Below are 11,489 nucleotides of genomic sequence, written 5' to 3'. Positions count from 1 at the left end.
TCGACTTTTATGAGGGCAAGCAAGATTCCAATATGTGGTATCATGGTGAATATGTTTGGTTAGGAGGGTGTTTATGGCAAAGGCACATGGAGTTTCAAATGAACGAATGGAACAAGAATATGTACATATTATTTCTGGCATGTCAGATGCAGGTTCCCTAAAAGTGGCGTTCAGTGCCCTCGGTAAACGTGAGACAAGCCAAGTGCTTGCTTTTAATGAATTGTTCTCAATTGGGCCCTTATCAGGCTTGGACACATTAACGGGAATGCAGAACAGGCATCAATGGGTGGCGGAACGTGATGAGAATTACAGCATCAGCCAGCATTGCCACCAAGAGAACCAGCTTGTCCGCATGTCACAGACAGTGAAAAGCATCCCGCCCCATAAGATCATCGTCATTTGGGTGGCGGATAATGCGCATGACCAGACTGGTCTGCGTTTCGTATTACATCTGTTGCGGGATCGCATACAGCCGGTGCATATGGTTGATGTGACTGAGCTTTATCATTCAGCAGGGATTCATTGCAAAGAAGGGGTCACACCCCATTTTATAGGCGGAACCGATCGTGAGGATTACTTGCTTATCGTGAAAAAATATAGTCAAGGCGTCCCGCTTGCATCTGATCAGAGAAGGAGATACGAATCGGATTGGCTCAGGCTTGCGGAGGAAAATCAAATGCTGCGTCTATGGAAAGATGCCGCCATTATTAGCTGTGATGAAAGCGCTATGGATGAGGTGATTCTCAGGTCCGTTATTGAACTGGAACAGGAGCAAGAACGGAATCAGGCCAGGAAGGGATACGTTAGTGCAGGGAGTGTCTTCATCCGGGTGTTCGAAGTCTCACGGCAGTTCTTGGGCACTTCATTTATACTCAATAGAATGCGGGCATTGGTTAACCAGGGTGTTTTGGTGTCCAGAGGATATTCAGGGGATTTGAATCAATTCTTGCTTAAGCGGGCACAAATTTATTAAGTTAATAATTCATCAATCATACAAATGGTCAAAAAAACAGCGCAGCGGCCCTCCTTACGAGAGGGTCACTGCGCTCTTTGATTACTTCATATACAACTCAACCAGCTTATAACAACGGTTCTTCGTCACTGAGGCCAAGGTAGCCGCGTATTCCAGCCCCTCCATCGTTCCGCCTTTATACTTGGCAGCCGCATCCTCTGCCGCTTTATCGCGTTCCTTGATCCAGCTTAGCTGCTCCTCTTTCAGTTTTGCCATATCGGCTTCGGGAAGCTGCTGCTTAAGCTCCTGGTAGATTTCATTCAGCGCCTTGTCCCAGCGCTCATGCTCCTTGGAGGCGGCCTCCTTCATATCAGTCATGACCCCGGTGTCTGACATTGCCTTCAGATCGCTAAGGCCCTCTTCAATCTTATCCAGCTTGTCAAAATAAGTCTGTCGCTGCGAATCCCCCGCCGCCGCACTGGCCTTCGGCGTGGATTCAGGTGCGGTCGTCTGTGCTGGTGCCTGTGCTGTAGCTTCCGGTGCAGGATCTGCGGTAGCCTCAGCTGCCGGCTCCGGCGTGACCTCGGGTGTAACCTCAGGGCTTGCCGTCGCTGCTTGTCCGGTCTCTGGAGTAGCCGCCGTACCGCCATTTGCCGCCCCGTTATTGCCGCAGCCAGCCATTAGCAGACTGGAGATGAGCATGGTAGTCAGAATTGCTTTTCGCATAAGTCCTCATCCTGTCATTGGTTTATAGTCGAGACTCTCTTGCATATCGGCTTTTAAAGCCGTCTTGAGAGTTATTACCTGATTTCACCCGACTGTAATCATTTTTATGAGACGCTCGGTGCTGCGGACGGCGGGGAATTGCTGCTTGACAGCACTTTGAGATCGGAGTAGTATTTTGAAATACTTCTACATACAACGAAGCATTACTTACTCTCACAGAAAGGCGGTTCACCCATGATTGAAGCATTACGCAAGCTTGGTTTATCCGATCTGGAAGCCCGCTGTTATCTGGCGCTGCACGGACAGCCGCCCTCCTCGGGCTACGAGGTCGCGAAGCAGGTGTCCGTGTCCCGGTCCAATGTATACGCCGCGCTCCGCAGTCTTGTAGATAAAGGAGTCTGCCGGACAGTCGAAGGCGAGCCGGTGACCTTCGCTGCAATTCCGGTCCGGCAGGTCGTTAAGCTGCTTCAGGCAGAATTTGAGCGCACCGCCCACCTACTGGAGAACGAATTGGGCCACCTGCCTGCTGTACCGCCCTTCTTCAGCAACTGGAAGGGAGATGCTCAGGTGGATCTGGCGGTAAAGCGGCTTGCTGCCAATGCCAGCGCAGAGATTCTGGCAGATATCTGGGCGGAGGATCTGCACCGGATAGAAGACACACTGCTTGCCGCCGAAGAACGGGGCATTGCCGTCCACCTGATGGTGATAGGTGACATACCTACAGCGCTGTCGCGTGTCATTGTGCATAGCGTACCGGCAGGCGGGCCGAAGACCGCCCGGAACTTCTCGCTCCTGCTGGATAAGGAGACCTCGCTTCTGGGCAGCTTCACCCGCCATTCGCAGGCTTCGGCGCTGGAGAGCAACCATCCGGCTGTGCTGGATGTGCTTCAGACGTCTTATTATCACGATGTCGTGATGATGCGCATAGAGCAGGATTTCGCCGCGGAGCTGGAGGCGCGTTACGGCAAGAATTACGCCTTAATATTCCAGGAACACCCTGAGATGCGCGGGCGAAAGCCGGAGCCCGCATCTGAACCCGATTCTAATCGCTTGGAGGATGACACCCATTGAATACACTGAATACATCGAATGCGAATACTCCACGCTCGTCTGTACTGCATAACCGCTCATTCCTGCGCCTATGGATCGCGCGGATATTCTCCACCAGTGCCTTCCAGATGCTGTCGGTGGCGATTGGCTGGCAGATGTATGCGCTGACCGGCAGCGCCTACCAGCTTGGACTGGTCGGGCTGGCCCAATTCCTGCCCATGCTGCTGCTGACATTGCCTGCCGGACAGACGGCAGACCGCTATGACCGCCGAACCATTGTGTTCCTGTGCCAGCTTACAGAGTGCCTCATCGTGCTGCTGCTTGTCCTCGGCAGCATCGAAGGATGGCTCAGCGCTGTCCACCTGCTGGCAGCCGCAGCAGTCCTTGGCGCGTGCCGTACCTTCGAGAGTCCGGCCTCGGCTGCGCTGGTGCCGGACATTGTGGATCGGGAGCAGCTCCCGAAAGCAGCGGCCTGGTCCGCGTCTGCAATGCAGACGGCGATGATCGTCGGCCCGTCCCTCGGGGGTGTCCTCGTGGTCTGGGGCACGGCTGCCGCCTATATCGCCTCGCTTGCCGCGCTGCTGGTATCTACAGTGCTGATCTTCTTCGTTAAGACTGTTCACTTCGTCAAGAAGCTGGACGCGGTCAGCATGGACACCTTCCTCAGCGGCCTGCGGTTTGTCTTCGCCCGCAAGATTATCCTGGGTACAATCTCGCTGGACTTGTTCGCTGTACTTCTTGGCGGGGCCACGGCATTGCTGCCAATCTTCGCCGAGGATATATTGAAGACCGGCTCGCTCGGTCTTGGTTTGCTGCGCTCCGCCCCGGCGGTAGGCGCGATCATCGTCTCGCTCATCCTGACCCGCTATTCGGTGGAACGGGCCATCGGCCGGATGCTGTTCGCCTCGCTGGTCGTCTTCGCCCTGGCCACGATGCTGTTCGGCATCTCCCACAGCTTCTGGCTGTCCTTGTTCGCGCTCGTTCTGATCGGCGGCTCGGATGTCGTGAGTGTCGTTATCCGCTCGACACTGGTGCAGGTCAACACGCCGCAGGAGATGCAGGGCCGGGTGAACGCAGTGAATTCGTTATTCATCGGCACCTCGAACCAGCTTGGCGAATTCGAGTCCGGCACGATGGCCGGGCTGGTCGGAGCCGTGCCTGCAACTGTCATCGGCGGAGTGGGCACCCTGATTATTACCGTGCTCTGGATGTACCGGTTCTTCCCGGTCCTCCGCACCCAGAAGACGTATACAGCGGAGGAGATTTGAACGATACAAGGGGCTGCCAGATTGGCAGCCCCTCTTTAAGTACTTATATGTTTTGCGGTCCCAGCAAAGGTTCTGAATAAACTTCCCAGCTTAACTTCACTTTGTGGGGATTTTTATTAGTACTCGCCCTTAATCACAAAAAACGATCCCCGGATCGTACCGGCCAGCTTCGATTTCTGCCGCGCGAACTTGAACTTGTCGGCCAGCTCCTTCGGAATCTCCATCCCCTCTGAGAGCTTGAAGCCGACCGCCCGCTTCTTGGGATCATCCACCGTGTACATTACGTTAAGCGCAAGACCATCCTCATAGAAAACGTAGGCGAACCGGATATTCTCCACCTGGAACTGCGACGTTTGGAGTGGCTTAGCAGCAAACTCAAGACCCCGCTCCTTACTCAGAATCCCGTTCACGTAATTCAGCGTCTCCTGGCTTTCACTGGCCGGAACGACTGTGAATTCATGCTTATACTTGTTCATGAAATAACGCGCCTCATTCGCACGTAATCCCGCCAGCGCCTCAGCAACCGGAGACGACTCCAGGCCTTGCAAAGACACCTCTTTGAAATCAACTGTGTATGCCATCGTTAGTTATCCTCCATTACGTTACTTAATTTCTTATGACAGGAATCCACATTTCGCCATACAGCGAGCCGTCCCGGCTGCCCATCTCCACAGCGGTATTCGGCCCGCCCACGTAGGCGTATCCTTCTGCTTGCGGCAAAGCTTGTCCGAAGGCCAAGCCCGTCAAAGTATTGCTTAATTCCTCCGTTGTCGCTCCTTCGCCTGCCACTACGAGGTATTCCCCCTTCGGGAATTGAATCACCCGGGCTTCCTGCGGAATCTTTGCGGCTGCACCTGCCATTACCCCGGCATAATGCATCATCTTGCCGTTCACCGCTTCGTTCACCACAAACACATAGTCATTCTCCGCAATCCCTTTTAACAAGTCGAGCCTGCCATCTTCACTGACCGCCTGCCAAAAATCCATCTTCTCCTTATAAATCCCGGCATAGTCCGTGTAATCACTCTTAAGATCAACGCCCAGACCAATCACCGTAAAGCTGTCTTTCTCTGCAATAGTATACCCTGCCATTGTTATATCCCGCCTTTATTCATATTTGTGTTCCTCACCTGCTATGTATATGATAACCTTGAACCATGTCAAAAAATGAACCTGTTTAGGAGCCGCGATGAAAAAAGTAGAACGGATCAACATCATCATGCGGTACATTAACAATCGTGCCCATTTTACGCTGACGGAAATCATGCGGGAATTCAATATTTCGCGTTCGACCGCCCAGCGGGATATCCGGGAGATCGAGGCGCTCGGGATGCCGCTGGTTGCAGAGGTGGGCCGGGATGGCGGGTATTCCGTTATGCGCAACTCTATCCTTCCGGTGGTCCGGTTCACGGATAACGAGGTCAAAGCGCTGTTCATTGCCTTCATGGCGACAAGAAACGGCCAGCTTCCTTATCTCAGGAGCCGCCAGTCGCTGACGGAGAAATTACTGGGGCTCATCTCGGAGAATCAGCAGGAGGAGCTTGTTCTTCTCAATCAGATCCTGCTGTTCGAGGGCACCCACCCGGGCAATCCTGATCTGCTGGATCTGTCCGATCTCCCCCACCCTATGCTGGACAAGCTGATCCGGCTCCTGCTGGCGGACCGTTATCTGCTAATTACCTGCCGGGAAGACCAGAAGGATATCTCTTATGCTGTGTATCTTTTACGTCTCTACCAGGAGAAAAGCCTGTGGCTCATCGAGTGCTTCGACCTGGACGCCTCCAGGAAACGGATCATCCCGGTTGATCAGCTAACTGATATCATCCCCTACCCGGGCTCCAACAGGCCAAGCGCGAAAAAAATTCAGGAGAAGCTTAGCAAGCAGCAAGTGAAGAACAACCTTGTCCTAGAGCTAGGTCCCCGGGCCATTGCCCAATACCGCAAATATCACCCGTTCAGGGTGGCGCTGTCCTATACTAACCCCTACCAAACTACCGCTATCCTGAAAATGGAAGTCGAGGTGAACCGCACGGAGGAGCTGAAGGAGTTCACGAATTGGCTGTTATTCCTGGGCGATGACCTTAAGGTGAAGGAAATGCCGGATGAAGTAAGGGAGGAGCTGCAGGCTAGAGTAGATCTTTTTTGTACTTAGGAAGCGCACGGCCCCCTACTGTTGCGTTCGCCGCGCCCCATTGTGATCGGTTTTTCGCCTACATTTTGCCCATTCGCCTTCCTGCTGCCCGATGTGATCGGTTTTCCGACTACATTTCGCCCGTTCTTCTTCCTGCTGCCCAATGTGATCGGTTTTCCGACTACATTTCGCCCGTTCTTCTTCCTGCTGCCCAATGTGATCGGTTCTTCACCTACATGCGGCCCGGCTCCTTCGTAATCGAACTTTCCCATGCCAGTAAAAAGAGCAGCGCCCCCTAACCAGGAGAATCGCTGCTCTACTTCTACTTCTCTCTAATCCTTCGGCTTACAGATTAAGCAGCAAACTCAATACCTTCGCACACTCTGCGCGCGTCGCATTGGCCTGGGGCTTGAGGAATCCGTCCGGAGTCCCCGTGATGAAGCCCAGTGAACCGGCGGCACTCACGGCGTCCTTAGCCCAGCTGTCAATCTTGGCGGCATCGGCAAAAGCAGGCAAGGAACCTGCCGGAGCCGGACTTCCAGAGCGCAGCTCGTAGGCTCTCACAAGCAGCGTTGCCATCTCTTGCCGTGTAATATGCGACTCGGGGGCGAACTTGCCGGTAGAGTCCCCTTTGACGATTCCGGCTGCAAAAGCGGCGGCCACATCGCCCGAATACCACTTGCTGCTGTCTACGTCAGCGACCGAACGCAGGCCCTCCGTCTTCAGCCCAAGGGCACGGACAAGCATCGTAACGAATTCGGCCCGGGTCACTTCTCTCTTCGGTGCGAAGCGTCCTTCCCGGTTGCCCTCGATAATATGCTTGGCAGCCATTTCTTTAATCACAGAGTAGGCCCAATCCGACGGACTCACATCTGCAAAGCTCTTGTCATACTCCAGTACAGCATAATTGCCGGATTGCCGTACCTGTGAAGTCAATACGGACTGTTCTGTGGTTCCGCCTGCATATTCGAGCGTTCCATCATCTGCCGTGGCATACACACCTGCGAGCTTCGGATTGCCGTTCGCCTGAAGCTTCAGGCGAAGACTGACTGGTTCCGCGAACGAGACCAGCGGAGTCTTAACTCCCTGCTGATTCAGCACAGACAGCCTGAGATTGAACATTTCTCCGGCTGTTCTCAGTTCAGCTTCACTCTTCTTATTAGCCTGAAGTATCCAGGCTGCCTTCTGCTCTGGGGACCTTGGCTCAAGCAGGATAGACATCATCGAGCCCTTCTGCTGCTGTCCTGCCAACGCTTGAAGCTGCTCAACAACCTTGCCTGGAATCTCTACAGCCACTGTCTTGCCTTCCACCTTCAGTGCGGCTATTCCCTTAAGGGCCGCAGCGTCAGCGGGAATTCTTACTTCGCTCTGCCCTTCAGCTATTGGAATCACAATCTGGTTCTGGGCATTCACCTTCGGCTCAGTTACAGTCAGAATCTCCGGCTGCGGCGTAGCTTGTGGTGCAGCTGAAGCTTGTGCTGTTGCCAGCGGAGCTGTCCAGCCTGAACCGGAGCCCGTTCCTGGTGCCGTAGTCGGGCTTGGTGCCGGGCTGGCTTCCGCACTTGGTGCAGGATTCTCTTCCGGACTTGTTACCGGCTCCGTTGCCGGAGGCGTTACTGGCTCTGTGACCGGAGGTGTCACCGGCTCTGTGACCGGGGGTGTTACAGGCTCCGTTACTGGAGGTGTTACTGGTTCACTCGGTTCACTTGGTTCGCTAGGAACCTCAGGTGTAGTTGTGCTATTACGCACGAAGGTCACCTCTTGCAGATAGCCGTAATGATTATCCGAGTCTGTGAGGACTTTGAAGCCCAGCGATGCGCTGCCGTCTTCCCCTATGTGCACATGCTTTAGCGTCAGAGTCCGGGGCTTCAGCCAGGCGCTGCCTGAATAGGTAACCGGCACCGAATACGTCTGCCCCTCGGAGATCACATACATTACCGAACCGGGAGAAGGTTCACCCTTGTCCCCAAAGATTTTGGCCTGGAGGGTATAGGTTCCGGGCGCAAGTCCGGTCATTTCATGAGTAAGGTTGAAGTTAATCGGCTTGTCATCCCCGTAATCGAAGCCGCCTGAAGCATTGCTGTCTCCGAAGGTAGCGGGCTTAGTGCCGCTCAGATACCAGTCGGACTTAGCGCCGTTCACCGTGAGATTATTGGTGCTGACGGCTCCGGCTTTTTTGACCAGCTTGAAATCATCAATATTCCCCCACTTGTCTCCAGCGTATTTCAGATTAGCGCCTAGTGTCAGCGTTCCATCTGTAACTTCAACGGTATCGATGGTTGGATTACTCCATTGCTGCCAGCCTGTGTTGACGAACGGCTGCTTCTGATTGCCCGCAAAAATCTCTGCCGTCTCTTCCCCTCCCCCGCCCGAGACCCAAGCGGATAACTGATAGGTACCATTTTCAAGTCCGGTGACCGTCTGGGAGATTTGGAATTCCGCAGCCCCTGAGCTCCAGTAGTGCAGTGCAGCCGAACCGGAATGGGCATCCGACTCCACATTGACCGCCGCGCTATCGCCGCTTACGGTCCAACTATTCAGCCCGTCCTCGAAGCCTGGATTCTGAATGAAGCTTGTGCTTGGCGAGACTGTGATCTCAGTTGAATCTGTAAATCCGCCGTCATACGTAACCGCTGTTACTGTAGAGGTCCCGGCAGCAAGCCCGGAGATGGTTCCTTTATACTTGTCTACCTTGACGATGGCTTCATCAGAGCTGGTGAAGGTTAGCCCCTTATAGGTTGCATTCGCCGGGCTGATCGTTGCCTTAACGCTGCCGGTTCCGCCTACTTCTAGGACAGCGGTCTGCTTCTCTACTTTTACCGACTGAACTGGTACCCGGTTGATTGCCGAAGCACCGTCGATAAAAGCATCCATCGCGAAGGAAGGCTTCCCGTCCGGGTTCCAGGCAGACAGCCCATAGCCGAAATAGACGCCCTCGGGTGCCCAATAGAACACACCTGTTCCCTGGCCTCCAGGGACAGCCTTCACGCCATCCTGCACAGCAACTAGCATGTTGTATACATTATCCACATTCTTGCTCACATCGCCGCCAACCTCGACGACCATGACCTCTTTTCCGTATTTTGCAGCCAGAAGATTCATGTTGGAGGATAGTTCATTAATAGAAGAAGTGTAGATAGAATCCGGGTAATAAGATAACCCGATAATGTCATAATCACTGTCCTTAAGACCCGCCTCGACCAGACCTGCATAGAACGGATCTACACCGGTGTCTGCCCCGTTGGCTCTATGAATAATGATTTTGGTCTCAGGAAAAACAGCCTTGGCCGCATGTGATCCCGCCTGGATCAATTCCACCAGATTCGCAGTATTGCTATAGCTGCCCAGCGGATGCATCATCCCGTTATTAATCTCATTACCAATCTGCACCCACTCGGGGGTTACCCCCGCAGTCTTCAGCGCTTGCATCACCTCTGTGGTATACTCCGAGACATGTGCTTTGAGCTGCTCCAGATTATCACTGGCCCAGGCGGCCGGAGTAACCTGCTTCCCGGGATCGGCCCAGGAATCACTGTAGTGCAGATCAACCATCACCCTGAATCCGAGAGCGCTTACACGGGAGGCCAGCATAACCATCTCTTCAGTGCTGTTATGGCCGTTGATCGGATCATCGGATGGATTGACGAAAGCCCGGAGGCGTATCGAATCGATTCCGTGATCTTTTAAAATCTGGAGCAGGTCCTCTTCGTCTCCCTGATCGTTATAGAATTTGTAGCCCTCAGCTTCCATTTGCGGCAGCCAGCTGACATCTGCGCCCTTGGCGAAGGATTGCGGAATCGGAACCGCTCCAGCTTGTGCCGGTAATCCAAGTGCAGTCAGCGACATGATTAGCATTGTAAAAGTAAGAACCGCTGCAAGCCATCTTGTTCTCTGTTTCAAAATATTACCTCCCTGTGATAGTCTCTCCGTTAGTATAGACGACCGGAAAGGCAACATTGAATTAAGCGAAACAACGAAAACCCATACTTATTCAATTTTTTCACTGAAATGCGCTTACATTTCACTCTGAAAGACGTATAATATTCTCTATGTGAAATGCTATTCACCCTGGAATATAGATAACGGATCATACCAAAGGAGACCTAGAGATGCTGGATTCAAACACTACCCGTCTAATCACCAAAGCGCTGAGCGCAAGTATTGCCAATAAGGAAATCGCCGGTGCGAACTTCATGGTGATTCAGGACGGACAAGAAAGCTGGTATCACCAAGACGGCTATGCCGATATTGAAGCTGGACGCAAAATGTCTAGAGATTCGATCTTCCGCCTCTACTCGATGACGAAGCCGGTTACTGCCGCAGCCGTTATGCTGCTCCTGGAGCGCGGGGAGATCGACCTGTTCGATCCGGTCAGCCAGTACATACCCGGATTTAAAAATCAGAAGGTGGGAAAGAACGGCGAGCTTGTGCCCGTAACTCGTGAGGTTGATATTAACGACCTGCTGAACATGACCTCCGGTCTGGTCTACGGAGGAGCCGACCTGGCTGGTCAGTATGCGGAGGCGTTGTACCAGGAACTGAACAGCCGCCTGCTTGGCACGAACCCGATGAGCACCCTGGAATTCGCTAACCGGCTGGGTGAAGGCCCGCTGGCCTTCGAGCCGGGAACCTCCTGGCAGTATGGAACCTCTGCGGATGTTCTCGGTGCATTAGTTGAAGTCGTCAGCGGCATGCGGTACGGCGAATTCCTGCAGCAGGAGATCTTCGGTCCGCTGCAAATGAAGGATACCGGCTTCTGGCTGCCCGAAGACAAGCGAGACCGGCTGGCCTGCGTCTACCAGGATGATGGTGAAGGCGGATTGATACCCTTTTCGGAGAGTCCTCTGGGCGTTAATCATCATATGGACCGGGAAGCGGCTTATGAAGCAGGCGGGGCCGGGCTGGTCTCGACGATTGAGGATGCTGCCAAATTCACCACCATGCTGATCAATCAGGGCAGCTTGAACGGGGTGCAGCTGCTGAAGCCCCGCACCGTTCAGTTTATGACCTCGGCCAGCTTAACCAGCCCGCAGCAGCAAGGCTTCAATCCCTGGCATTCGCTGCAAGGCTACAGCTACGGCAATCAGATGCGCATCCTGACCGATCCGGGTCAAGCCGGAGGGCTCGGCAGCCTGGGAGAATACGGCTGGGACGGCTGGCTGGGCGCTTATTTTGCCAATTGTCCGCTGGAACGCCTGACCATCCTGTTCATGATCCAGAGAAAGGACTCCGGTACCCTGCCCATTACACGCAAGCTGCGGAATATCGTGTTAAGCGCATTTTAAGCACAACGTTAAGGGTCCAGTTCATATCCGGGTATCGGACAAGAACTGGACCCTTCTTCTGGCCTTTTATAGTAAAT

At 53.7% G+C, this 11,489-nt stretch carries 9 protein-coding genes; 5 read left to right on the top strand and 4 right to left on the bottom strand.

The features are described 5' to 3' along the window. Window positions 1-73 precede the first annotated feature (73 nt). Window positions 74-973 (top strand): DUF1835 domain-containing protein, encoded by a 900-nt coding sequence (locus MKY86_RS14535; protein WP_076075460.1) that lies wholly within the window; start codon window positions 74-76, stop codon window positions 971-973. 81 nt (window positions 974-1,054) lie between these two features. Here MKY86_RS14535 and MKY86_RS14530 read toward each other — a convergent pair whose 3' ends face one another. Then, on the bottom strand, window positions 1,055-1,678 hold the full coding sequence (locus MKY86_RS14530; protein ID WP_076075461.1) for a lysozyme inhibitor LprI family protein: 624 nt from the start codon (window positions 1,676-1,678) through the stop codon (window positions 1,055-1,057). Between the two features lie 234 nt (window positions 1,679-1,912). On the opposite strand from MKY86_RS14530, the gene MKY86_RS14525 reads away from it, so the two are divergent. Next, complete coding sequence (locus MKY86_RS14525; RefSeq protein WP_076075463.1) at window positions 1,913-2,749, top strand: TrmB family transcriptional regulator; 837 nt, start codon at window positions 1,913-1,915, stop codon at window positions 2,747-2,749. Then, the gene (locus MKY86_RS14520) at window positions 2,746-3,996 is read left to right on the top strand and encodes an MFS transporter (protein ID WP_143803563.1); all 1,251 of its coding nucleotides are present in this window, start codon (window positions 2,746-2,748) and stop codon (window positions 3,994-3,996) included. Before MKY86_RS14525 ends, MKY86_RS14520 begins: the two co-directional genes overlap by 4 nt. A 116-nt stretch (window positions 3,997-4,112) precedes the next feature. Here MKY86_RS14520 and MKY86_RS14515 read toward each other — a convergent pair whose 3' ends face one another. After that, window positions 4,113-4,577, bottom strand: a complete 465-nt coding sequence (locus MKY86_RS14515) for a phage tail protein (protein WP_076075466.1) — start codon at window positions 4,575-4,577, stop codon at window positions 4,113-4,115. A 25-nt stretch (window positions 4,578-4,602) separates the two neighbouring features. Then, window positions 4,603-5,088 carry a GyrI-like domain-containing protein gene (locus MKY86_RS14510; RefSeq protein WP_076075468.1) on the bottom strand — a complete coding sequence of 162 codons (486 nt, stop codon included), beginning with the start codon at window positions 5,086-5,088 and terminating at the stop codon, window positions 4,603-4,605. A gap of 97 nt (window positions 5,089-5,185) precedes the next feature. On the opposite strand from MKY86_RS14510, the gene MKY86_RS14505 reads away from it, so the two are divergent. Beyond that, entirely contained in the window at window positions 5,186-6,148 is a 963-nt protein-coding gene (locus MKY86_RS14505) for a helix-turn-helix transcriptional regulator (RefSeq protein WP_076075471.1), read from the top strand. A 324-nt stretch (window positions 6,149-6,472) separates the two neighbouring features. Here MKY86_RS14505 and MKY86_RS14500 read toward each other — a convergent pair whose 3' ends face one another. Next, window positions 6,473-10,027 carry a glycosyl hydrolase 53 family protein gene (locus MKY86_RS14500; RefSeq protein WP_076075476.1) on the bottom strand — a complete coding sequence of 1,185 codons (3,555 nt, stop codon included), beginning with the start codon at window positions 10,025-10,027 and terminating at the stop codon, window positions 6,473-6,475. A 209-nt stretch (window positions 10,028-10,236) separates the two neighbouring features. Between MKY86_RS14500 and MKY86_RS14495 the strand changes: the two genes are divergently transcribed. Further along, entirely contained in the window at window positions 10,237-11,412 is a 1,176-nt protein-coding gene (locus MKY86_RS14495; protein ID WP_076075479.1) for a serine hydrolase domain-containing protein, read from the top strand. Window positions 11,413-11,489: the final 77 nt, after the last annotated feature.

Origin of the sequence: Paenibacillus sp. FSL R7-0333, from assembly GCF_038000365.1 — a bacterium.
Taxonomy (GTDB): domain Bacteria; phylum Bacillota; class Bacilli; order Paenibacillales; family Paenibacillaceae; genus Paenibacillus_AQ; species Paenibacillus_AQ silagei.
Note: the sequence above shows the minus strand (reverse complement) of the source record. Positions and strands in the feature narration are given on the sequence as shown.

Coding starts and splice junctions, on each gene's coding strand:
- MKY86_RS14535 (WP_076075460.1), top strand. CDS start 74: ATGGCAAAGGCACATGGAGTTTCAAATGAACGAATGGAACAAGAATAT.
- MKY86_RS14530 (WP_076075461.1), bottom strand. CDS start 1,678: ATGCGAAAAGCAATTCTGACTACCATGCTCATCTCCAGTCTGCTAATG.
- MKY86_RS14525 (WP_076075463.1), top strand. CDS start 1,913: ATGATTGAAGCATTACGCAAGCTTGGTTTATCCGATCTGGAAGCCCGC.
- MKY86_RS14515 (WP_076075466.1), bottom strand. CDS start 4,577: ATGGCATACACAGTTGATTTCAAAGAGGTGTCTTTGCAAGGCCTGGAG.
- MKY86_RS14510 (WP_076075468.1), bottom strand. CDS start 5,088: ATGGCAGGGTATACTATTGCAGAGAAAGACAGCTTTACGGTGATTGGT.
- MKY86_RS14505 (WP_076075471.1), top strand. CDS start 5,186: ATGAAAAAAGTAGAACGGATCAACATCATCATGCGGTACATTAACAAT.
- MKY86_RS14495 (WP_076075479.1), top strand. CDS start 10,237: ATGCTGGATTCAAACACTACCCGTCTAATCACCAAAGCGCTGAGCGCA.